This is a genomic window from Synechococcus sp. NB0720_010, from assembly GCF_023078835.1.
Taxonomy (GTDB): Bacteria; Cyanobacteriota; Cyanobacteriia; order PCC-6307; family Cyanobiaceae; genus Vulcanococcus.
Map to the genome: position 1 here is coordinate 412578 of NZ_CP090898.1, position 19899 is coordinate 432476.

At 62.3% G+C, this 19899-nt stretch carries 26 protein-coding genes; 19 read left to right on the forward strand and 7 right to left on the reverse strand.

All coding sequences use genetic code 11. From position 1 onward, the window contains the following. The first annotated feature begins 65 nt into the window (after positions 1–65). The 4 genes from LY254_RS02215 (at position 66) to LY254_RS02230 (ending at position 2318) form a co-directional block, all read left to right on the forward strand. On the forward strand, positions 66–800 hold the full coding sequence (locus tag LY254_RS02215) for an ABC-2 family transporter protein (protein ID WP_247479705.1): 735 nt from the start codon (positions 66–68) through the stop codon (positions 798–800). After that, positions 797–1579: an ABC transporter permease gene (locus LY254_RS02220; RefSeq protein WP_010317210.1), complete on the forward strand. Its 783-nt coding sequence runs from the start codon at positions 797–799 to the stop codon at positions 1577–1579. Before LY254_RS02215 ends, LY254_RS02220 begins: the two co-directional genes overlap by 4 nt. Before the next feature lie 65 nt (positions 1580–1644). After that, complete coding sequence (locus LY254_RS02225; protein ID WP_247478622.1) at positions 1645–1881, forward strand: hypothetical protein; 237 nt, start codon at positions 1645–1647, stop codon at positions 1879–1881. Between the two features lie 23 nt (positions 1882–1904). Further along, positions 1905–2318: a hypothetical protein gene (locus tag LY254_RS02230; RefSeq protein WP_029626323.1), complete on the forward strand. Its 414-nt coding sequence runs from the start codon at positions 1905–1907 to the stop codon at positions 2316–2318. A 3-nt stretch (positions 2319–2321) separates the two neighbouring features. Here the strand turns inward: LY254_RS02230 and LY254_RS02235 are convergent, their stop codons facing one another. Beyond that, positions 2322–2774, reverse strand: coding sequence for a nuclear transport factor 2 family protein (locus LY254_RS02235; RefSeq protein WP_010317215.1), 453 nt, complete (start codon positions 2772–2774; stop codon positions 2322–2324). A gap of 20 nt (positions 2775–2794) precedes the next feature. Then, positions 2795–3715 (reverse strand): transglycosylase SLT domain-containing protein, encoded by a 921-nt coding sequence (locus LY254_RS02240; RefSeq protein WP_247478624.1) that lies wholly within the window; start codon positions 3713–3715, stop codon positions 2795–2797. A gap of 58 nt (positions 3716–3773) precedes the next feature. Here LY254_RS02240 and LY254_RS02245 point away from each other — a divergent pair, with 58 nt between their 5' ends. Beyond that, the gene (locus LY254_RS02245) at positions 3774–4433 is read left to right on the forward strand and encodes a class I SAM-dependent methyltransferase (RefSeq protein WP_247478626.1); all 660 of its coding nucleotides are present in this window, start codon (positions 3774–3776) and stop codon (positions 4431–4433) included. Here the strand turns inward: LY254_RS02245 and LY254_RS02250 are convergent. Then, entirely contained in the window at positions 4430–4627 is a 198-nt protein-coding gene (locus LY254_RS02250) for a hypothetical protein (protein WP_247478627.1), read from the reverse strand. The two genes, LY254_RS02245 and LY254_RS02250, sit on opposite strands and share 4 nt — an antisense overlap. Before the next feature lie 148 nt (positions 4628–4775). Here LY254_RS02250 and LY254_RS02255 point away from each other — a divergent pair, with 148 nt between their 5' ends. From LY254_RS02255 to psaK, 7 genes are all read left to right on the forward strand, one after another. Further along, a complete protein-coding gene (locus LY254_RS02255; protein WP_010317220.1) occupies positions 4776–5012 on the forward strand; it encodes a DUF3136 domain-containing protein in 237 nt (78 codons plus the stop codon). A gap of 67 nt (positions 5013–5079) precedes the next feature. Next, a complete protein-coding gene (locus LY254_RS02260) occupies positions 5080–6186 on the forward strand; it encodes a phosphotransferase enzyme family protein (RefSeq protein WP_247478629.1) in 1107 nt (368 codons plus the stop codon). A gap of 2 nt (positions 6187–6188) precedes the next feature. Beyond that, positions 6189–6737: a DOMON-like domain-containing protein gene (locus tag LY254_RS02265; protein ID WP_247478631.1), complete on the forward strand. Its 549-nt coding sequence runs from the start codon at positions 6189–6191 to the stop codon at positions 6735–6737. A gap of 120 nt (positions 6738–6857) precedes the next feature. Beyond that, positions 6858–7004 (forward strand): hypothetical protein, encoded by a 147-nt coding sequence (locus tag LY254_RS02270; RefSeq protein WP_232197302.1) that lies wholly within the window; start codon positions 6858–6860, stop codon positions 7002–7004. A gap of 20 nt (positions 7005–7024) precedes the next feature. Next, complete coding sequence (locus LY254_RS02275; RefSeq protein WP_247478633.1) at positions 7025–7324, forward strand: DUF2499 domain-containing protein; 300 nt, start codon at positions 7025–7027, stop codon at positions 7322–7324. Beyond that, positions 7324–7656, forward strand: coding sequence for a DUF3593 domain-containing protein (locus tag LY254_RS02280; RefSeq protein ID WP_247478636.1), 333 nt, complete (start codon positions 7324–7326; stop codon positions 7654–7656). Before LY254_RS02275 ends, LY254_RS02280 begins: the two co-directional genes overlap by 1 nt. Positions 7657–7714: 58 nt before the next feature. Next, the gene (gene psaK / locus LY254_RS02285) at positions 7715–7972 is read left to right on the forward strand and encodes a photosystem I reaction center subunit PsaK (protein ID WP_010317232.1); all 258 of its coding nucleotides are present in this window, start codon (positions 7715–7717) and stop codon (positions 7970–7972) included. Between the two features lie 15 nt (positions 7973–7987). On the opposite strand, the gene LY254_RS02290 is transcribed toward psaK, so the two are convergent. Further along, positions 7988–9241, reverse strand: coding sequence for an NAD(P)/FAD-dependent oxidoreductase (locus LY254_RS02290; protein WP_247478638.1), 1254 nt, complete (start codon positions 9239–9241; stop codon positions 7988–7990). Further along, positions 9234–11141: a 1-deoxy-D-xylulose-5-phosphate synthase gene (dxs, locus tag LY254_RS02295; protein WP_247478639.1), complete on the reverse strand. Its 1908-nt coding sequence runs from the start codon at positions 11139–11141 to the stop codon at positions 9234–9236. Before dxs ends, LY254_RS02290 begins: the two co-directional genes overlap by 8 nt. Before the next feature lie 117 nt (positions 11142–11258). Between dxs and ilvA the strand changes: the two genes are divergently transcribed. Genes ilvA through LY254_RS02310 form a run of 3 tightly spaced genes read left to right on the forward strand, consistent with a single transcriptional unit; the run spans position 11259 to position 13844 of the window. After that, positions 11259–12851: a threonine ammonia-lyase, biosynthetic gene (ilvA, locus tag LY254_RS02300; protein WP_247478640.1), complete on the forward strand. Its 1593-nt coding sequence runs from the start codon at positions 11259–11261 to the stop codon at positions 12849–12851. Positions 12852–12883: 32 nt separating this feature from the next. Next, on the forward strand, positions 12884–13501 hold the full coding sequence (gene scpB, locus LY254_RS02305; RefSeq protein WP_247478641.1) for an SMC-Scp complex subunit ScpB: 618 nt from the start codon (positions 12884–12886) through the stop codon (positions 13499–13501). Positions 13502–13556: 55 nt separating this feature from the next. Further along, on the forward strand, positions 13557–13844 hold the full coding sequence (locus LY254_RS02310) for a YggT family protein (RefSeq protein ID WP_010317238.1): 288 nt from the start codon (positions 13557–13559) through the stop codon (positions 13842–13844). Here LY254_RS02310 and LY254_RS02315 read toward each other — a convergent pair. Together LY254_RS02315 and LY254_RS02320 are read right to left on the reverse strand one after the other, a co-directional pair. Next, a complete protein-coding gene (locus tag LY254_RS02315; protein WP_247478642.1) occupies positions 13841–14350 on the reverse strand; it encodes a hypothetical protein in 510 nt (169 codons plus the stop codon). The two genes, LY254_RS02310 and LY254_RS02315, sit on opposite strands and share 4 nt — an antisense overlap. 19 nt (positions 14351–14369) lie before the next feature. After that, positions 14370–14699 (reverse strand): nucleoside triphosphate pyrophosphohydrolase family protein, encoded by a 330-nt coding sequence (locus LY254_RS02320; protein ID WP_247478644.1) that lies wholly within the window; start codon positions 14697–14699, stop codon positions 14370–14372. 60 nt (positions 14700–14759) lie between these two features. Here LY254_RS02320 and pyk point away from each other — a divergent pair, with 60 nt between their 5' ends. The 4 genes from pyk (at position 14760) to ftsH (ending at position 19881) form a co-directional block, all read left to right on the forward strand. Further along, positions 14760–16217, forward strand: coding sequence for a pyruvate kinase (pyk, locus tag LY254_RS02325; protein ID WP_247478646.1), 1458 nt, complete (start codon positions 14760–14762; stop codon positions 16215–16217). Positions 16218–16244: 27 nt separating this feature from the next. Next, the gene (locus tag LY254_RS02330; protein ID WP_247478647.1) at positions 16245–17474 is read left to right on the forward strand and encodes an ABC transporter permease; all 1230 of its coding nucleotides are present in this window, start codon (positions 16245–16247) and stop codon (positions 17472–17474) included. 154 nt (positions 17475–17628) lie between these two features. Further along, positions 17629–17832, forward strand: coding sequence for a DUF1830 domain-containing protein (locus LY254_RS02335; protein ID WP_247479707.1), 204 nt, complete (start codon positions 17629–17631; stop codon positions 17830–17832). 111 nt (positions 17833–17943) lie between these two features. Then, positions 17944–19881, forward strand: coding sequence for an ATP-dependent zinc metalloprotease FtsH (gene ftsH / locus LY254_RS02340; protein WP_247478649.1), 1938 nt, complete (start codon positions 17944–17946; stop codon positions 19879–19881). The last annotated feature ends 18 nt before the right edge of the window (positions 19882–19899 follow it).

A 19899-nucleotide genomic window follows, 5' to 3' on the forward strand; every position in this document is an offset into this window, starting at 1 on the left:
GCGTGCGCTCGCCCCGTGCGTCACTACGGATCGCCCGGACGCTGCTGAGCACCCAATACGCCTACATGCTGGAGTACCGCGCCGAGATCGCTCTCTGGGCCCTCTCCGGTGTTCTGCCACTGATCATGCTTGGGGTCTGGCAAAACAGCGGTGCGGCCAGTCAGGCGGGCTGGAGTCCCGCACAACTGCGGCATTACTTCGTGGCGGCGTTCATCGTCCGCCAGTTCAGCGTGGTCTGGCTGATCCATGTCTTTGAAGAGGACGTGGTCAGCGGCAAGTTGTCGCCATTTCTGCTGCAACCGCTCCAACCCCTGTGGCGTTACTTCGCGGCACACCTTGCGGAACAGGCCACACGCATCCCCTTTGTGGCCCTCATGCTCCTGGCGTTGAGTGCGGTCGATCCAGGGTTGCTCTGGAGGCCGAGTCTTCAGGAACTGCTGCTTGGTCTCATCGCCCTGTGGGGTGCGTTCGTCCTGCGGTTTTTGCTGCAAACCCTCAGCAGCATGCTCTGTTTTTGGAGTGAGCGCGCTGCGGCTTTGGATCGCCTCCTGGTGATTCCCTATCTCTTCCTCTCGGGGCTGGTGGCACCACTCGACACCTTTCCGCCTGCCGTGCAGCGCTTCGCCCTCGCCACACCCTTTCCAGCGATGGTCGACTTCCCGGCACGGCTGCTTTCAGGGCTACCGGTGGACCTGGGCGGTGGGTACTTGAGCCTGCTGATCTGGTGCCTGATCCTCAGCCCCCTCTGTTACTGGGGCTGGCAGAGGGGGCTGAGGCGCTACGGAGCCATGGGCGCATGAGACGCTCCAAAACCCTGGCGATGCTGCTGCAGTTCTGGCGCAGTTCATTGGAGTCCGAGAGCGAGTACCAGCTCAACCTTGTTCTGGAGTGCCTCTCTGTTTTCGGAAATCTGGCCGGAAGCCTCTTTGTGCTGTCACTGCTGTTTTCTGGGCAGTCCACCCTTGGGGGCTGGACTTGGAATGAAGCGCTCATCGTCCTCGGGCTTTACACGCTGCTCGATGGCTTCACGAGCTGCCTGCTCCAGCCGAACCTCAGCAAGATCGTGAACCACGTTCAGCAGGGCACCCTGGATTTCGTGCTGCTGAAACCGGTGGACTCGCAGCTCTGGCTGTCCCTGCGCTGCTTTTCCCCCTGGGGCGCTCCAGGTTTACTGGCTGGTTGCGTCCTGGTGGTCCTGGGCTTACCCGAAATCCGCCCTCAGTCCTTGCTCTTGGGTGGACTCTTGCTGGCCAGTGGTGCTGCGATTCTCTACAGCCTCTGGTTCTCACTCGCAGCCCTCTCGATTTGGTTCGTGAAGGTCTGGAATGCCACTGAAGTGCTCCGCTACACGCTCGTGGCGGGGCGCTACCCGGTGAGTGCCTACCCACCGGCTCTGCGGCTGGTGTTTGTGTTTGTGCTGCCGGTGGCCTTCATGACCACCGTTCCATCCCAGGCCCTTCTGGGTCAGGGGTCCTGGCACTGGGCCCTGGGATCAGTGCTGATGGCCGCGGGGAGCCTGATCGCCAGTCGCCTCTTCTGGCAATTCGCGCTGCGCCACTACACGTCAGCCAGCAGCTGAGTCCAGACCCAGCCTTGCATTAGATACACAGTCTGTGTAGGATTGTGGGAGGTCCAGGTCAGAGATTGGCCAGCGAACGCCACCAAGTCATCCTGAGCGAGGCCGCGGCGCACTGGGTTCGCGACTTCTCAAAAGAGCAGCGCCACTCGATCTCAAAAGCCATCGCCATCCTTGTGGATGAGGCGATCGAGCGTCGTGCAGGCCCCGGCCTCGATGAGACCCCAGACACGGACTTCCGCCAGTTCCTTCGCGAAAAGTTCTCGATGGACTTCGAGATTTGGTCCCATTCCAAGCGCGGGTAGGATGTACACAGATGTCCCCATCCATGACTCCCTTCTTCCAGTCTGGAATCAGCCTTGAAACCTCAATCCAGCTCAGCACCTGGCTGGATGCTCGCTTTGGGGCGACGACGGATGAGCAGACGGCGAGCGATCGCCTGGGACGACAGGCCGGGTTGCTTGTCGCCCATGACCTGGTCACGGCTCAATACGCAACCAATGGGATGGCCGATGTCTTTGCGGCGATGCATAGCTGTATCGACGACTGGCTGGAGACGTCTCCCGTACCGCCAGGGGAACGCCGGCCGATCAAGCGCCGTGCGGTTCGCGCGGGGGTGATCCAGTGCTGGACATCACTGGCCGAGATGCGGCCGGATGAGCCCTGCTACCAGGAGCTGATGGAACAAACCTGTGCAGCGGTCATGGTGGCTGAATTGGCGGAGGATCAACCGAGCGCCTGAGACTTAGTCCACGAAGCGTTTGTAGAGCCAGCGCACAAAACCACCGATCAAGGGGACAGGGGCAAACGTTGGGCCGACAAAGTCGAAATAGTCGCGGTGATCAACGATCAGACCCTGGTCATTGAGCCGCAGTCGCGTCGCGCCCGGATACACGAACTCAATGCCCTTGATCTTCAGCCCCATCGTCCATTCGACAAAAGCGGTTTGGCCGCTCAGGGCGACGGCGTGCGGAGCCAGGTAGACATCATCGCAACGGTTCACCAGGCCATCCTGGGCATCGAGGTAGGCCTGAAGTCCATCGCGGGACTGGGTGGGATCCTCAAAATGCACATCCGGTGCATACACCGCTTTCCATTGCCCATGGCTCGGGGCCGGTGCGCCATAGGGCTTGGTGAACAGCTGACGCAGGGACTGCTCCGTCAGTGGGAGCTGGAATCCAGAGGAAGAAGCAGTCACAGCTCAAGGAGCGGGTGCGCTCATCCTGACTTCCTGGGAGGAGCGCTGCGGGGGTGCAACTGCAGGTAGCGATCGACAGGCAGGGGTTGGAGTTGTTCGTAGCCAACCGGAAGCCAAAGATCCCCCTGCTGGGCGTTGTAGTGAATCTCCCAGTGATAAAGGCCCACCAAGGCCTTGGGATCCTCCTTAATTAAGGAGGCATAGAGGAGAACAGCCTCGCCGTAGAGATCGCTGTTGTTGTAGCCCCAGAGACCACGGCGAATGTTCTTGAGACCGCCGCGGCGCACGAGATAACGGGCCGCTGCCTGAATCGCATCATGGGGATTACGGATGTCCCCTCGGCCGATGCCTGGCTCCGCCCAGGTGGTTGGCAAGAACTGCATCGGGCCCTGGGCATTGGCAATGGAGACGCCGTCAATGCGTCCCATCCCGGTCTCCACCAAGTTGACCGCCGCGAGCACCTCCCACTCGATCCCTGTCGCGGCTTCGGCCTTGCGGTAGTGGGCGAGTAACTGGGGCAGGGGTTCGGGGGGAATAATCCGCCAGGCCGGCACCTGGGCAGGGCGGCGTTTGCTCATCGCCAGAAACGCACGTCTCGCCGCCAGGTGCCGTTCGGCCACGGAACGCCAACGGGTTGGGAGTTGATCCAGGACCGCCTGACTGCGCTGTCGATCAAGCGAGAGAACCCGATAGATCACCTGCTGTTGATGGGCCAAATCCGGGAGTTCGTCCGCTGGCGTCTGCGGATCGCGCAACTGGCTCTCAAGCGCAGCCAGTCGACGCGCGGTCTCGCTTGCAGCACGCGGAACCGTTGGGTAACTGCGGGGTTGCCGCCGCGGCGCGGCGGCGGGAGCAGCATTGCTTTGGGCCTCGTTGGGGGAGGCACAGGCCACCAGTCCTGCCAGGGCTGCAGCAAGAACCAAGCCAACGGATCGGGTCATGGATTCAGGGCCGCTGCGCCCATGCCTACAGCAGACTGCAGCGACCGATCAATCAGCCATGACCGTTCTGGTGCTGGAGGAGTCCCAGAGGCGCAAGTGGGACGGATCCGATGACGTCCTGTTTTATGCCGAGCCGCGGCTGGTGCATCACCTGGACCAGGCCTTCCGCACACGGCTCACCGCGCTCTACACAGAGCGGATTCCAAAGAACGCCGTAGTGCTGGATTTGATGTCCAGCTGGGTCTCACACCTTCCAGAGGACAAGGCCCTCGAGCGGGTGATCGGGCACGGTTTAAACGAGAAAGAACTCGCGGCCAACCCCCGCTTGGATAGCTACTGGCTGCAAAACCTCAACCAAAACCAGGAACTACCACTACCCAGCAGCAGCGTGGACGCCACCTTGATCGTCGCCGGCTGGCAGTACCTCCAATATCCCGAGGCCATCGCCAGTGAACTGCTGCGGGTGACGCGGCCTGGCGGTCAGGTGATCGTTGCCTTCTCCAACCGGATGTTCTTCACCAAAGCACCCCTGATCTGGACCGATAGCAGCGATCAGGACCATCTCGATTACGTCGCAGGGGTCCTGGAGGCCCAAGGCTGGCAGTCAACCGAGCGAATCGCAGAAACCACAAAGGCCGCTGGCGTGATGGGGCTGCTCGGTCAGCCGGGTGACCCGTTCTTTGCCGTGATCAGCCACAAACCAAACCAGCTGCCTTAAGCGGCCCAATCGCGGTCGCGCCCCAAGGGAGCTGGAGCGTTCGTTGGTTCGTCCGCGGAGTAGGCCAACTCGAGGATCAAGCGCTTGGCCTTCTGGCGCAGACGGCGCCGATGGCTAAGAAAGGCCCGCACCAGTTGAAGACCCACCACTCCGTAGAGCAGCAAGAGCGCGGCGTTGGCAACGGCAGCAAGCATGCGGCAGCCCCAAAGGTGGGTCCATGAGAACCGCTTCATGGAGAGCGGGCAATCAATCGAGAGAAAGTTTTTTGATTTGGCTCTGCAACGCTGTCGCCCAGGGCACCCGGTCACTCGCGTAGGTTGAAGGCTGGTACAGGGCCTTCAGATGACAGCGAGTTCAGAAGGTCTAACGATTGGTGAGCTGGAGTCCAAATACTTCCTCTACCGCAAGGCCCTGAAACAGCTGCTGCTCGAAGGACGTTCGACCGCCGGCATCGAAAAAACCCTGGTCTGGAGCAGGCTCGAGACCCTGCACAACTGCCTTCCCCGTCAGTACAAGGCACCGGACCAGATCCGCTATCAGCTCCAGCGGGAGATTCAACGGGAGAGCACGGCCAGCTAGGCCGGTCCTCTCGAACAGCTGACCCCGAGTCCTCAGGACAAGGCTGTTTCCGTGACAGCGTCATTCGATGGACGCCGCTCTCCTGGAGGCCGCTGAGGTCTTTCATCCCCCAGGGACCGTGTTGCAGGTCAGCCCCCTGGGCAGCGGCAATGTCAACGACACTTATCTCGTCGAGACCGCTCGCGGAGCGTATGTCTTGCAGCGGATCAACACCGCTGTTTTTGGCTCACCGGAGCAGGTGATGCGCAACCTGCTCACCCTGCAGGCGCATATCGCAGGGAAGGAGCAGCCACCGCAGAGCTCCCGCTGGGAGCACCCGCAGTTGCTGGCGCCAAGGGGCTCAGCCGATCCCTGGCATCGCTGCCAAGAGGGCAAGGTCTGGCGCTGCATGAGCTTCATCGGCCAGGCCCGCAGCGTTGATGCGATTGAGGATGAGCGGCAGGCCTACGAACTGGGCCGGGGGCTCGGTCGCTTTCATCAACTGATCCACGACCTCCCCACCGAGACTCTCCACGACACCCTCGAGGGGTTCCACATCACCCCTCGCTACCTCGATCAGTACCGGCAGGCGCTGGTACGCACACAAGCCGAGCCCTGCGAGGACACCGACTTCTGCATTGCCTTTATTCGCGAGCGCGAAGGCTTCTGCTCCGTCCTCGAGCAGGCCAAGGAGCGCGGCGAACTGCAGGAGCGGCCGATTCACGGTGATCCCAAGATCAACAACGTGATGCTGGACACAGAGACGGGCGAGGCCGTCGCCCTGATCGATCTCGACACGGTGAAACCAGGACTGGTGCAGTACGACATCGGAGATTGCCTGCGCTCCTGCTGCAACCGGGCTGGCGAGGAGGCCAGCAGCCCCGATCAAGTCAGTTTTGATCTGGGATTAGCCGAAGCCATCCTGCGGGGCTACCTCGAGGCGGCCGGTTCGATGCTGACGGCATCGGATCGTCGCTTCATCCCCGAAGCCGCTCGACTGATCAGCTTCGAACTAGGTCTTCGCTTCTTCACGGATCACCTCAATGGCGATGCCTATTTCAAGGTGAAGACGCCCGGACAAAACCTCAAACGCGCCCGCGTGCAATTTGCACTCACCCAGAGCATCGAAGAGCAGTGGGAGTTGCTGCAAACGCTGCTGGTGGGCCTGAGCAACCAGGCCCCTGCTGCCCTGTAACCGTGCTTCGCCTGCAGCCCTTTCAACACGAAGCGTTCCTCCAGGACTGCAGTGTTGAAGCGAATCTCGTTCTGTGCGATTCCGAGCTGCAACTGCAGTTCAGGTTGCAGGGCCCAAGCGATCAACTGGTTTGCCCGGAAGCAACAGCCGAGCCCAAGCGTGTAGACGGTCTTTGGCAGAGCACCTGCCTCGAAGCTTTTTTTGGCGTTCCGGGCCAGCGTCCCTACTGGGAGTTCAACCTCAGTCCCAGTGGTGATTGGAACCTCTACAGGCTGGAGGACTACAGGCAGGGGTTGGCCATCGAAACGGGGATCCAGGTCAAAGGAATCAACAGCCGCCGGCAGGAACTGGATTCGGCCTTGATCCTGGAGTCCGAGGTTTGCCTGGATCTGAAGAAAGCCTTTGAGCAACTGGAATGCTCTCTGACGGCCGTTGTCGCGTTACACCACCAGGGATGCAGCTTTTGGGCGTTGAAGCACTGCGCCAGTGAAGCCGATTTTCACCGGCGCGAAAGCTTCAGCATCACGGCAAAACAATCCGCTCAAGACTGATTACAAAACCGAAGAAATTCACACGCTTTGAAAGCGAAACGTTCTTTTCAGTAGCGTGCGCTACATCAACGTCTGTCCGGTGTGAATGTCACCCACTGCGGAGAAGAGCACCTGGTCAGCATGACCACGGCTGAAGCTTCCCAGCTGGTCGATGCCTGCGCCTTGCTTCTTCTGGCATCGAAAACGACCCCGGATTGCCAACTCAAGCCCGAGATGGCTGCGGTGTTGCAGACCGTCTTCGAGCACCTCAGCACCCACGTCGTCTAAGCGGCCGCTAGAAACGGCCCATGCACGCACTTTCCCTACCCACCTGGTGGATCCATGTGGCCTCAGTGTTGGAGTGGGGACTGGCCATGCTGGCCATTCAACGGTGGGGCCAACGGCGCGGAGAGCCGGAGTGGAACTGGCTAGCGCTGGCCATGGTTCCAGCGTTGATCAGTGCCATGGCCGCCTGCACCTGGCACCTCTTCGATAACGCCCAGGAGCTCTACGGACTGGTCGTGCTGCAGGCCGGCTGCACCGTCCTTGGCAACGCTGCCATGGCTCTGGCGGCCTGGAATCTCCAGCGCAAGCGGGCAACCCTGTGATGAACGGGCTGATCCAAGCTCTGAGCGCTGGTCTGAGCCAACTCGGGAGTGTTGATCCCTCGCCCCTGTTCGCGGCCTCACTGTTCCCTTACCTGGCCTTTCTCTGGTGGGCCTGGAAGTCCAAACGCGTTCCACCCCTGGCCCTCTGGGGCTTTGGCTTCACCTTGATCTTTGTCTTGATCACGATTGCAGCGGCCCTGCTGGCCGAAGGGCTCTACGGCCGTCAGTTGGCCGATGTGGATCCACTGCATGGGGGCGCAGAGCTGTTCTTGACCGTCAGCAACGTGATGATCCTGCTGGGATTCATGCCCAAGGGGGTGAACAAGTCTTAAGCGAAGGGGGCCATTGGCCTGCGCCGCTCGGAAGATGAGGTGTCACCCAAAGATTTCGATGCTCGCTCCTCTGCTGGCTATCGCCCCCGCCTCCGTGGCCTGGTCTCCCAAGGTGGGCCTGGTGATGATCATCGCCAACGTGATCGCCATCGGCATCGGCAAGGCCACCATCAAGTACCCCAACGAGGGTGCACAGCTTCCCAACGCAGCCATGTTTGGCGGCATGAGCCACGCCGCTCTGCTGGCCACCACCTCCTTCGGTCACATCCTCGGCATGGGCGCGATCCTCGGCCTGGCCGCCCGCGGCGTGGTCTGATCCACGCTCCTTCGTTCAGTCGTCTGAAGCCCCCCTCCTGCAGGGGGGCTTTTTTGTAGCCATGGATGCCCAGCCCAGCAGGTAGGGCAGGGCCCGCAATCCATAGCGCTCGAAGCGGTAATCAAACAACAACCGCGAGAGTGCCTCGGCACTGGCCGTTGTCTGCAACCCCTCGAGTAGACGCTCCAAACGACGATCGGCCGGTTCACCGGAGAGGCCGAGCCAGGTGCGTTGGGCCAGACGGCCGCTCAGGGACCAGCGCCACCCCAGCTTTTGGCGCAAACGGTTGGGATAGCTCGCGAGGGGCCGGCCTCGCCCAGCCAGGGCCCCAAGCAGGAGGGGTGCAAGAACATCGGCACTGGTCAGGGCATGGCGAATGCCTTCGCCACCGAGCAGGTTTCCGGTGCTGACCGCGTCGCCCAATCCCACCAGAGCACCACGTTGATGCGCTTCACGGCGACGAATCGTGCTGCGGATGAGCCCCCCATGGCGATCCACCACGTTGTCGCCAGTCAGCCCCAGGCGATCGAGCAGTTGCAGCTGCAATTGGTGGAGCGGCGGTTGCGAGCGCCCGCTGTCGTGCAGGCGGCAGACGCCCACCTTTAAGCGCCCGGGCTCCATGGGAAAGACCCAGCCATAGCCCTGGGGAACCCAACGACTGCCGAGCATGAAACTCAGGCGCCCGGCCCAGTCCTGCCAGCGCTCGACGGGAACCTGGAGCACCCACTCCACCCCTGAGCCACTGACCAGGGGGTGGTGGCGTGGTTCACCCATGAGCACACGTTTTTCTCCGGTGGCATCGACCACGAAACGGCTGGTGATCACTGCTTCACGGCCCCCCGGGCCCCGCAGCTGCGTCTGGGCGAGACCGGAGCTCAGGGTCTCGGTGGCGCAGACCCTCCAGCCGAGCTGGAGTTGCGTACCGCTGGCCAGGGCCTGATCTGCCAACCAGCGCCGCAGGGCCGCAAAGTCCAAAACAACGCCGAGTGGTGCATCGGCCGCCCAGCAACGGCGACTCTCCCCCGGCCCAAAGAGCTGCCACTGGTCCCAGCGAGAGGCGATCACCGACTCGGGCAGCTGCCAACGCTCGACGGCGCTGAGCGGCAGGGCGGCACTGCTGAAGGCGTTCTTCGAGAAGTCCTCCAGGGCCTCCACCAGCAGCACCGTGGCGCCGGCTGCACTCAACTGCTGTGCCAAGCGAGAGCCGGACGGACCGGCGCCCGCAATCAGCACATCCCAGGTTCTCTGATCGCGAGGCGTTTCAGACACCCACAGCCTGGCGCTTCAAGGTGCCGAAGCGATCCAGGATGGACTCGGTCATCTGGACCGGGGTCAGGCCCAGGGCCTCCTTGCTTTGGGCCGGTGTGGCGTGGTCCACCAGCACATCCGGGATACCAATCCGGTGCACCGGCACCAGCACGTCCTTGTCGTTGAGGATCTCGACCACAGCGGCGCCGAAGCCACCGGCGAGGCAGCCCTCTTCCATGGTCACCACCTTGCCGATCCGGCGAGCCATCGGCAGGATCAACGCCTCATCCAGCGGGCGTAGGAAGCGGGCGTTGATCACCGCCGCGCGGACGCCCTGTTCCTGCAGCAGACCGGCTGTAGCCATGGCCGGAGCCACCATCGAGCCATAGGCCACGATCAGCAGATCATCACCATCGGTGAGCAGTTCACCGCGTCCGATCTCCAGGGGCTCCCATCCCTCTTCCATCAAGGGGGCTCCTTCCCCTTCACCCCGCGGAATGCGGAGGGCGGTCGGACCGCTGTGGTTCAAGCAGGTCACCATCATCCGTTGCAGCTCGGCCTCGTCCTTCGGCGCCATGACCGTGAAATTCGGAACACAGCGCAGGTAGCTGATGTCGTACTGGCCTTGGTGCGTGGGGCCATCGGCACCGACGATGCCGGCGCGATCCAAAACAAAAGTGACCGGCAGGTTCTGGATGCCGACGTCATGGATGAGTTGGTCGTAGGCGCGCTGCAGGAAGGTGCTGTAGATCGCACAAACGGGGCGCAGTCCTTCACAGGCCATGCCAGCCGCCATGGTCACGGCATGCTGCTCAGCGATGCCGACATCGAAATACTGCTGGGGGCGCGCCTTCTCAAGGAGATCCAGACCCGTGCCCGTGGCCATGGCGGCCGTGATGCCCACCACCCTGGGATCCTGCTCACAGAGTTTGACCAGGGTCTGGCCGAAGACCTTGCTGTAGCTAGGGGGCTTGGGCTTGCTGGAGGGGTAGGCCTTGCCGGTCGCTAGATCGAATGCACTCTGGGCGTGGTAGCCGACCTGATCCGCCTCAGCGAAGGCGTAGCCCTTGCCTTTGGTGGTGGCCACATGCACCAGCACCGGACCCTCATGGGCGTGGGCCTGCTCGAAGACGTCGATCAGACCTGCGATGTCATGGCCGTCGACCGGGCCCATATAGGTGAAACCCAGTTCCTCAAAGACCGCGCCCAGCTTGGGGACGGCGAGACGCTTCATGCTCTCTTTGAGGTTTTTGAGCTCCGGCGGCAGCTCACCGTGCATGAACGGCAAGTGCTTGATCGCCTCTTCCGCGTTGTCCTGAAGGAACTGCAGCGGACGGCTATGCCGCATCCGGTTCAGGTGGGTCGAGAGCGCCCCGACGGGGGGGCTAATCGACATGTCGTTGTCGTTGAGGACAACCAAAAGGCGGGTCTTGGGGAGGTGGCCTGCGTGGTTGATGGCCTCCAGGGCCATGCCCCCGGTTAGAGAGCCGTCACCAATGACGGCAACACTCTTGAAATCCTCACCGCGTTGATCACGGGCCAGGGCCATGCCCAGGGCGGCAGAAATCGAAGTGCTGGCGTGGCCTGCACCGAAATGGTCAAAGGAGCTTTCGCAGCGCTTGAGGTAGCCCGCAACCCCGTCTTTTTGACGCAGGGTGTGGAAATCCTTGTAGCGACCAGTGATCAGCTTGTGGGGATAGGCCTGGTGGCCCACATCCCAGACCACGCGGTCCTTGTCGAGGTCGAGGGTCTGATAGAGGGCGAGGGTCAGTTCCACAACGCCCAGGCCAGGACCGAGGTGTCCGCCGCTGGTGCTCACCACCTCCAGGTGGCGTTCTCGGATCTGACGGGCAATGCCCTCTAACTCAGTGACGCTCAGGCCATGCAGCTGATTCGGATGCGTCAGCTCGCTGAGATGCATGCCTGCGGCCAAGATTGGGGTTCAGCCTACGCGGAGCCGGACGTCCTCTGGGGTTGATTTGGCTACCCCTAGACCGATCCCAGGAGCTTGCGAGACTGGTGTGATCGTCCAGTCGCAATGACAGCCACCGGCCCCAACCAGACCTCCGGCTCCGGCATGGAGATGCTGCAACGAATCTTGCGGGCCAGGGTCTACGACGTGGCCATCGAGTCGCCCCTCGATGCAGCGCCGAACCTCTCCAGGCGGCTGAAGAACACCGTTCTGCTGAAGCGGGAAGACCTGCAGCCGGTCTTCAGTTTCAAGTTGCGCGGCGCGTACAACAAGATGGCCAGCCTCAGCCCATCGGAGCTGGAGCGGGGCGTGATCGCTGCGAGCGCCGGAAACCATGCCCAGGGCGTGGCCCTGGGCGCCCAGCGCTTGGGCTGTCGAGCGGTGATCGTCATGCCCGTGACCACCCCAGAGATGAAGGTCAGGGCCGTAGCGGCCCGGGGAGCTGAGGTGGTGCTGGAGGGCGACACCTATGACGCCGCCTGCGCGGAGGCCTACCGACTGGCCGATGAGCGAGGGCTGACCTTTATTCATCCCTTTGATGACCCTGAGGTGATCGCAGGCCAGGGGACCATTGGGCTGGAGATCCTCAGACAGTGCTCTGAGCCCCCCGATGCGATCTACATCGCCGTCGGCGGAGGTGGCCTGATCGCTGGCATTGGCGCCTACGTCAAAAGCCTCTGGCCCAGCGTTGAGGTCATCGGGGTGGAACCGGTTGATGCCGATGCCATGACCCGCTCCCTGGCCCTAGGGGAGAGGGTGAAGCTCGAGCAGGTCGGACTGTTCGCCGATGGTGTCGCCGTACGAGAGGTCGGTGTTCAGACCTTCGAGCTGGCCAGAACTGTCGTCGACGCCATGGTCACCGTCGACAACGACGCCATCTGCGCCGCCATCAAGGACGTCTTTGAAGACACCCGCTCGATTCTTGAGCCGGCCGGTGCCCTTGCGGTGGCGGGAATGAAGGCTGACATCAGCCGCCGTCAGCGCGAGGGACAGACGCTGGTGGCCGTGGCCTGCGGGGCCAACATGAACTTCGATCGCCTTCGCTTTGTGGCGGAGCGCACCGAGATCACCGAAGACCGCGAAGCGATGTTGGCGGTCGAGATCCCGGAGCAGGCCGGAAGCCTGCGTCAGTTCTGCACCCTGCTGGGGCAGCGGAGCCTGACCGAATTCAGCTATCGACTGGCCGACCCCAGTCGCGCCCACATCTTTGTTGGGGTGCAAACCAGCGGCAGCTCCGATGAACAGGCCTTGATCCACAGCCTCAGGGAAGCCGGCTTCCCCTGCCTGGATCTCTCCAACGACGAGCTCTCCAAGCTCCATCTTCGCCACATGGTTGGCGGTCGGCTACCGGCCAGCACGGGTGAGGCCGCTGGCCATGGGCGGGAACTGCTCTACCGCTTCGAATTCCCGGAGCGACCGGGCGCACTGATGCGCTTCCTGACCAGCCTGCACCCCAACTGGAACATCAGCATTTTTCACTACCGGAACCACGGGGCAGACGTCGGCCGCATCGTCGTCGGGGTCCAGGTGCCCGAGGCGGAGATGAACGAATGGCAGAGCTTCCTCGATGGACTGGGCTATCAGTACGCCGATGAGACCAGCAATCCGGCCTATCGCCTCTTCCTGGGTGAGCTGGCCGGCAGCTTGAGCGTGGGATAACTTTCGAGCAACGCACTGTTCAGCCGGGGGATATGGCAGGCGACACCCAAGAGCCCATCCCCGCTGAAGGCGACACGATTGCCCTGCAACGGGCCGGCAGCAATCTCTCGCTACCCGCACGGCTAGAGGCCATCCTTTATCTCAAGGGCAGGGCTCTGACCCAGGGCGAGCTAGCCGAGATCGCAGGCGCCAGTCGTGATGAGGTCGAGATGGGCCTGATCACCCTGATGGCCGACTACGCACACAGGGACACCGCCCTCGAGATTCGCCAGGAGGGCAAGCGCTACAGCCTGCAACTGCGGGATGGCCTGGGGGATCTAGTGCAGAACCTGCTGCCGGTGGACCTCTCCACAGCGGCACTGCGCACCTTGGCGACGATTGCCATCAAAAAGCGAATCCTGCAATCCGATCTGGTGGACCTGCGGGGATCAGGGGCCTACGACCACATCAAGGAGCTGCTGGCCCAGAACTTCATCGAGCGCAAACGCCAAAGCGAGGGACGGTCCTTCTGGTTGAGCCTCAGTGAGAAGTTCCATCGAACCTTCTCGGTCAAGACCGATGAGCTGGTGGCCCAGCGCAAGGCGGTCAAGCCAGCTCCCGCCAGTCCCGCAGTCGAGGTCAGCGATGAAGAGTGGGAGCAGGCCGCCTAGGGCAATCCCAGCCTCCACACACACTCAATAGAGTGACTTCAACGCAGCTGCAGCCATGTCCATCCTCGGCGATCTGATCGGCGTCCTGATCCAAACGCTCTCGATCTACACGCTCGTTCTGTTTGTTCGTGTGCTGCTGAGCTGGTTCCCCAATCTCGACTGGAGCAATCCAGTGCTCTCCACCGTCAGTGCGATCACCGACCCCTACCTCGGGGTGTTTCGCGGTTTGATTCCCCCCCTGGGCGGCCTGGACCTCTCGGCAATCGTGGCCTTCCTGGCCCTGCAGTTACTCCAAAGCTTGCTGGAGCAGAGCCGGGGTTACTTCTATCCAGCCTTCTTCTAAGCCGGATCCACGTCGGCGACGGCCTGCTCCAACGGCAGCAGGTCATCAAACTCACCCGCGCGGGTCCGAACAGGAGCGCTGAAGCCGCGCGCTTTCACGTTGGAGAAGCTGAACGGTCCTGGGGTTCCCGCTGGGACAGCCAGACGCAGGGCAAAGCTTGAGTTGCCCTGCTCGACATCGCCAATGGAGCCGACTCGAGAACGGTTCTGAAGCACTGGTTCGCCGCTGGCGTCCAGGATTTGGGCAAAGACATCGGTGTCAAATACCGTCTTGCGACCAGGGTTATCGACACTGCCCCTTAGCACAAAACAACTGGCACCACTGGGCCGCTTGAGCTGCGGTTGAGCTCCGATATCTTCAGCAGGACAGGGGTCCAAGCTCACGTCGTGAACGCTCAGACCAGCGGCCAAGGCGCCAGGGGCGGCGCCGAAGACTGTGCAGGCCACCACGAGCACGGCGCTCAGCGCTCGAGCGAGGGCCCGTGAGAGCGATCGGTGCATCTGCATCCAGCGTGACTCCAGCTGCTTAGCGGTGGTCGCCGCTTCCAGCGATCACGTTACGGGCGGCGCGACTGGCCAATTTGTCGAGGTTGGCCTGGGCGATCTCATCGAGACTGAAGCCCAACTCACTGGCGAGCTGAGCGACGTACCAAAGGACATCACCGAGCTCGAGCTTCAAGGACTCCCGGACTTCCGCGGAAAACTCGCCACCGCTATCGCGCAGCACTTTTTTGACCTTGTCCGCGACCTCTCCGGATTCTCCGCAGAGGCCCAGGGTTGGGTAGATGGGGTTGGAGCCCACATCGGGATAGCGGGCCGTTTGCCTCGCACCCTGCTGATAAGCATTCAGATCCATTGGTACGACAGCGCTGGAGGGCCTCGATGATAGTGTCGCTTCTCCCTTTGGCGCCCCCGAATGGCCCTGCCCGATCTCACGCGTCGCACCAAGATCGTGGCAACCATCGGTCCCGCCACCGAATCGCCTGAGCAGCTCAGGCGCCTGATTGAGGCCGGTGCCTCCACCTTTCGCCTGAATTTCTCCCACGGCGACCACAGCGAGCACGCAGCGCGGATCAGCACCATCCGCAAGGTTGCCGCGGAGATGGGGGTTCACATCGGGATCCTCCAGGACCTCCAGGGCCCCAAGATTCGCCTGGGCCGTTTCAAGGACGGTCCGATCACCGTTGCCCAAGGCGATCCCTTCACCCTGACGTCCAGGGACGTCGAGTGCTGCCAAACCATCGCCACCGTCACCTACGACAAGTTGGCGGATGAAGTGGTCCCCGGGAGCCGCATCCTGCTGGATGACGGCCGCGTCGAGATGGTCGTGGACCAAGTGGAGCAGTCCAGCCAGACCCTCCACTGCACCGTCACGGTTGGTGGCGTCCTCTCCAACAACAAGGGCGTCAACTTCCCGGACGTGCAGCTTTCCGTCCGTGCCCTGACCGACAAGGACCGGGAAGACCTCGAATTTGGTCTGAGCCAAGGCGTCGATTGGGTGGCCCTGAGCTTCGTGCGCAATCCCTCCGACATGGAGGAGATCAAGGCCCTGATTCGTTCCCACGGCCACAACACGCCCGTGGTCGCGAAGATCGAAAAATTTGAAGCCATCGACCAGATGGATGCGCTGCTGCCGATGTGCGACGGCGTCATGGTGGCCCGCGGCGACCTCGGTGTGGAGATGCCCGCCGAGGAAGTTCCCCTGCTGCAGAAGGAACTGATCCGCAAGTGCAACACCCTGGGGATTCCGGTCATCACCGCCACCCAGATGCTCGACTCGATGGTGAGCTGCCCCAGGCCCACCCGCGCAGAAGTCAGCGACGTCGCCAACGCCATCCTCGATGGCACCGATGCGGTGATGCTCTCCAACGAAAGCGCCGTGGGTGATTACCCCGTCGAGGCCGTGGCCACCATGAGCCAAATCGCCCGGCGCATCGAGCGGGACTACCCCAGCCGCAGCAGCGATGGGCAGCTGGCCTCAACCGTTCCGAACGCCATCTCCCACGCCGTCAGCTCGATTGCGAGCCAGCTGGAGGCTGCGGCCATCCTTCCGCTGACCAAGAGTGGATCCACGGCACGCAACGTCAGCAAATTCCGTCCGAGCACACCGATCCTGGCCATCACCAGCGACAGCAAGGTGGCCTCACAGCTCCAACTGGTCTGGGGCGTGACCCCGTTGCTGGTCTCCGACATGGACAACGCAGCGGCAACCTTTAACCGGGCCATGGAAGTGGCAGCGGAGGCAAACATGCTCAAAGAAGGGGATCTGGTCATTCAGACCGCCGGAACCTTCGCTGATGTCAGCGGTTCGACCGACCTGGTCAAGGTCAGCGTCGTGGGCAAGGGCACCGTTCTCAACCCGAGCATCGTTTAAAACGGGGCTCTGCTGGCCATCCCGGCAATGCCCGCCAAGCTCCCTATGCGCGAGACCGTCGGGATGGCCCTGGCCACCCTGAGGGCCAATCGTCTGCGCTCTCTGCTCACGATGCTGGGCATCGTGATTGGGAATGCCTCAGTCATCACCCTGGTCGGTGTCGGCCGTGGTGCCCAGAACCTCGCCGAGGGTCAGCTCAACACGCTGGGGGCCAACGTCCTCTTTGTCGTCCCGGGCAACAACGACAGCCGTCGCCGCGGAATTGATTTTCCCAAGACCTTGGTTTTGGAAGATGCCGAAGCCATCGCCGAGCAGGTCCCGAGTGTTCGCAGGGTGGTGCCGCAGATCACCCTCAGCGCCGTACTGCAGGCGGGTGCAAAAAGTGCCAGCGCCACCGTTTCAGGCATCAGCCCAGAGTTTTTAACGGTGCGGCGCTTTGAAGTGGCCCGGGGCCGCTTCATCGACCAGAGGGACATGGAAGGGGCCCGCAATGTCGTGGTCATTGGACCTGACCTCAAGCAAAAACTCTTGCCCTCTGGCTCCGCGATCGGACAGCGCGTCCGCATTCGCAATCAGGGCTTTGAAGTGATTGGGGTGATGGCGCCGAAAGGTGCTGTCTTTGGCCAAAACCAAGACGAGGCCGCCTACATCCCCCTGACGACGATGGTCAGCAAGCTCTCAGGCCGGGATCCCACCTACGGGGTGAGCCTGAACTTCATCAGCGTGGAGGCCGTGGATGAGGCCAGCACCGGTGCGGCGAAATTCCAGATCACCAATCTGCTGCGCCAGCGGCACAACATCCTGCGGGAGGACGACTTCGCTGTCCGCTCGCAAAAAGATGCCCTCTCGATTGTGGGCACCATCACCGGCGGACTCACCTTGATGCTCGCCGCCATCGGTGCGATCTCGCTGTTGGTGGGCGGCATCGGGATCATGAACATCATGTTGGTCTCGGTCAGTGAGCGGACCTCAGAAATCGGACTGCGCAAGGCCATCGGTGCTCGCAGCAGTGATGTCCTGAGTCAGTTCCTCGTTGAGGCCTTAGTGCTCTCCACCTTGGGTGGATTGATTGGAAGCAGCCTCGGCCTCTCCGCCATTGCAATCGTGGCGGCCGTCACACCCCTTCCCGCTGCCATTGGGAGCAGCAGTGTGTTGGTGACGATGGGACTCTCCGGCAGCATTGGGTTGGTCTTTGGTGTGCTGCCGGCCAGGCGTGCGGCTCGACTGGATCCAATCACCGCCCTACGCAGTCTCTAGGGACAAACCTGAAGGAAATCGGAAGAAGCCTGCGACCTTGAGGGCCGGTCTCATCGACGACAAATCAGGCCGATGAAACAGGCGTCAATGACAGTTCTGATTCCAATTGGTCTTGAACCAGCTCCAGTGTGGGTACCAAAACCGCAGCGATCGGATGGTGATCCTGCGCTGCATTGGACCCGATCAATTCTTCCTGGAGCGGGTGGTCTTCCCCGTTGAGATCCTGGGATTTGAGGCACCACCGGCCTCTGAAGTCGAGATTTGGAGCCATTCCTTAGGGGGACCAGAACTGCTGGAACGGTTCCTGGCGGAGGAGCTCACCAGCGTGTCTGAACTCGATTGGCCGCAATCGGCCTAATGATCAGCCACGAATGAGAGGGAAAAAGCGCTGCCGCGCCTGAGATCTGCCCAGAACAGGCCGCGCTCGCTTTACACTTGTTAAACATTCAGATCTGCACCTCAGGCGGCCATGAATCAACGCTGGCGCACGATTGCTCTTTGGGTTCTGCCCATCAGCGTCGCTGTCCTCCTCGGCTGGCAAGTCCTGGGCGGCGGCTTCGGTGGAGTCAGCCGGTCCTCGGGAACAACCGTGGCACCGCGGAATGCCGCTGTCGCTCGGATGAGCTACGGCCGCTTCATCGATTACGTCGATGCCGGACGCGTCACCGCGGTTGACATCTTTGACGGTGGCCGCACCGCCGTTGTTGAAGCCGTTGATCCCGACCTGGACAACCGCGTGCAGCGCCTGCGCGTTGACCTCCCTGGTCTTGCCCCTGAGTTGGTCAACAACCTCAAAGAGCAGGGCATCAGCTTTGACATCCATCCCCCCCGCACCGCGCCTCCAGCGCTCGGCCTGCTGGGCAACCTGCTCTTCCCCCTGCTGCTGATCGGTGGCCTGGTGCTGCTCTCTCGCCGTGGCGGTGGCGGCATGCCCGGTGGCCCCGGTCAGGCCATGCAGTTCGGCAAGACCAAGGCCCGGTTCGCCATGGAGGCTCAAACCGGTGTGATGTTTGACGACGTCGCCGGCGTTGAAGAAGCCAAGCAGGACCTGCAGGAGGTCGTCACCTTCCTGAAGACTCCAGAGCGCTTCACCTCTGTCGGCGCAAAGATCCCCAAGGGTGTCCTCCTGGTGGGCCCTCCTGGTACGGGTAAAACTCTGCTTGCCAAGGCCATCGCTGGTGAGGCCGGCGTGCCCTTCTTCTCCCTCTCCGGCTCGGAATTTGTGGAGATGTTCGTGGGCGTTGGCGCCAGCCGCGTGCGCGACCTGTTCAAGCGGGCCAAGGAAAACAGCCCCTGTCTGATCTTCATCGACGAGATCGATGCCGTCGGCCGTCAGCGGGGCGCCGGTGTTGGCGGCGGCAATGACGAACGGGAGCAGACCCTCAACCAGCTGCTCACTGAGATGGACGGCTTCGAGGGCAATAGCGGGATCATCATCATTGCGGCCACCAACCGCGCTGACGTTCTCGACTCCGCCCTGCTGCGTCCGGGCCGTTTCGACCGCCAGGTTCAAGTCGACGTTCCCGACATCAAGGGTCGTCTGGCGGTGCTGAACGTGCACTGCCGTGACAAGAAGCTGGCCGATGACGTCAGCCTCGAGGCCATTGCTCGCCGGACTCCCGGTTTCTCTGGCGCTGACCTCGCCAACCTCCTCAACGAGGCTGCCATCCTCACGGCCCGTCGCCGAAAGGAAGCCACTGGCCTGGCCGAGATCGATGATGCGGTGGACCGCATCATCGCCGGCATGGAGGGCAAGCCCCTCACCGATGGCCGCAGCAAGCGACTGATCGCCTACCACGAAGTGGGCCATGCCCTGGTGGGCACCCTGGTCAAGGCCCATGACCCCGTCCAGAAGGTCACCTTGATCCCCCGCGGACAGGCCCAGGGCCTGACCTGGTTCTCCCCCGATGAAGAGCAGATGCTCGTGAGCCGTGCTCAGCTTCGGGCGCGAATCATGGGTGCCCTCGGCGGCCGGGCTGCAGAGGATGTGGTCTTTGGCTATGCCGAAGTCACCACCGGTGCCGGCGGCGACATTCAGCAGGTCGCCTCCATCGCCCGCCAGATGGTGACCCGTTTCGGCATGAGTGACCTGGGTCAGTGCTCGCTCGAGGCCGGGAACCAGGAGGTTTTCCTGGGCCGCGATCTGATGACCCGCAGCGATGGCTCCGACGCCACCGCAGCTCGCGTCGATGCATCCGTGCGCAAGATCGTTCAGAGCTGCTACGAGGAAACCGTCAAGCTCGTGTCCGAACACCGAGCCTGCATGGACCGTGTTGTAGAGCTCCTGATTGAGAAGGAGAGCCTCGATGGCGATGAGTTCCGCGCCATCGTCAGCGAATTCACCACCGTCCCCGAGAAGGAGCGCTTCTCTCCTCTGCTGAGCAGCACCGAAGCTGCCTCGGCCTGAAGCTGAAGAACAACAAAG

Excerpts from the sequence above, each read along its gene's own strand:
- LY254_RS02335 (WP_247479707.1), top strand. The coding sequence starts at position 17,629 with ATGGTGATCCTGCGCTGCATTGGACCCGATCAATTCTTCCTGGAGCGG.
- LY254_RS02250 (WP_247478627.1), bottom strand. The coding sequence starts at position 4,627 with ATGCTTGCTGCCGTTGCCAACGCCGCGCTCTTGCTGCTCTACGGAGTG.
- LY254_RS02260 (WP_247478629.1), top strand. The coding sequence starts at position 5,080 with ATGGACGCCGCTCTCCTGGAGGCCGCTGAGGTCTTTCATCCCCCAGGG.
- psaK (WP_010317232.1), top strand. The coding sequence starts at position 7,715 with ATGCTCGCTCCTCTGCTGGCTATCGCCCCCGCCTCCGTGGCCTGGTCT.
- LY254_RS02330 (WP_247478647.1), top strand. The coding sequence starts at position 16,245 with ATGCCCGCCAAGCTCCCTATGCGCGAGACCGTCGGGATGGCCCTGGCC.
- LY254_RS02230 (WP_029626323.1), top strand. The coding sequence starts at position 1,905 with ATGACTCCCTTCTTCCAGTCTGGAATCAGCCTTGAAACCTCAATCCAG.
- LY254_RS02270 (WP_232197302.1), top strand. The coding sequence starts at position 6,858 with ATGACCACGGCTGAAGCTTCCCAGCTGGTCGATGCCTGCGCCTTGCTT.
- ilvA (WP_247478640.1), top strand. The coding sequence starts at position 11,259 with ATGACAGCCACCGGCCCCAACCAGACCTCCGGCTCCGGCATGGAGATG.
- LY254_RS02315 (WP_247478642.1), bottom strand. The coding sequence starts at position 14,350 with ATGCAGATGCACCGATCGCTCTCACGGGCCCTCGCTCGAGCGCTGAGC.
- scpB (WP_247478641.1), top strand. The coding sequence starts at position 12,884 with ATGGCAGGCGACACCCAAGAGCCCATCCCCGCTGAAGGCGACACGATT.
- LY254_RS02215 (WP_247479705.1), top strand. The coding sequence starts at position 66 with ATGCTGGAGTACCGCGCCGAGATCGCTCTCTGGGCCCTCTCCGGTGTT.
- LY254_RS02310 (WP_010317238.1), top strand. The coding sequence starts at position 13,557 with ATGTCCATCCTCGGCGATCTGATCGGCGTCCTGATCCAAACGCTCTCG.
- LY254_RS02275 (WP_247478633.1), top strand. The coding sequence starts at position 7,025 with ATGCACGCACTTTCCCTACCCACCTGGTGGATCCATGTGGCCTCAGTG.
- LY254_RS02240 (WP_247478624.1), bottom strand. The coding sequence starts at position 3,715 with ATGACCCGATCCGTTGGCTTGGTTCTTGCTGCAGCCCTGGCAGGACTG.
- LY254_RS02320 (WP_247478644.1), bottom strand. The coding sequence starts at position 14,699 with ATGGATCTGAATGCTTATCAGCAGGGTGCGAGGCAAACGGCCCGCTAT.
- LY254_RS02255 (WP_010317220.1), top strand. The coding sequence starts at position 4,776 with ATGACAGCGAGTTCAGAAGGTCTAACGATTGGTGAGCTGGAGTCCAAA.
- LY254_RS02280 (WP_247478636.1), top strand. The coding sequence starts at position 7,324 with ATGAACGGGCTGATCCAAGCTCTGAGCGCTGGTCTGAGCCAACTCGGG.
- ftsH (WP_247478649.1), top strand. The coding sequence starts at position 17,944 with ATGAATCAACGCTGGCGCACGATTGCTCTTTGGGTTCTGCCCATCAGC.
- pyk (WP_247478646.1), top strand. The coding sequence starts at position 14,760 with ATGGCCCTGCCCGATCTCACGCGTCGCACCAAGATCGTGGCAACCATC.
- LY254_RS02245 (WP_247478626.1), top strand. The coding sequence starts at position 3,774 with ATGACCGTTCTGGTGCTGGAGGAGTCCCAGAGGCGCAAGTGGGACGGA.
- dxs (WP_247478639.1), bottom strand. The coding sequence starts at position 11,141 with ATGCATCTCAGCGAGCTGACGCATCCGAATCAGCTGCATGGCCTGAGC.
- LY254_RS02220 (WP_010317210.1), top strand. The coding sequence starts at position 797 with ATGAGACGCTCCAAAACCCTGGCGATGCTGCTGCAGTTCTGGCGCAGT.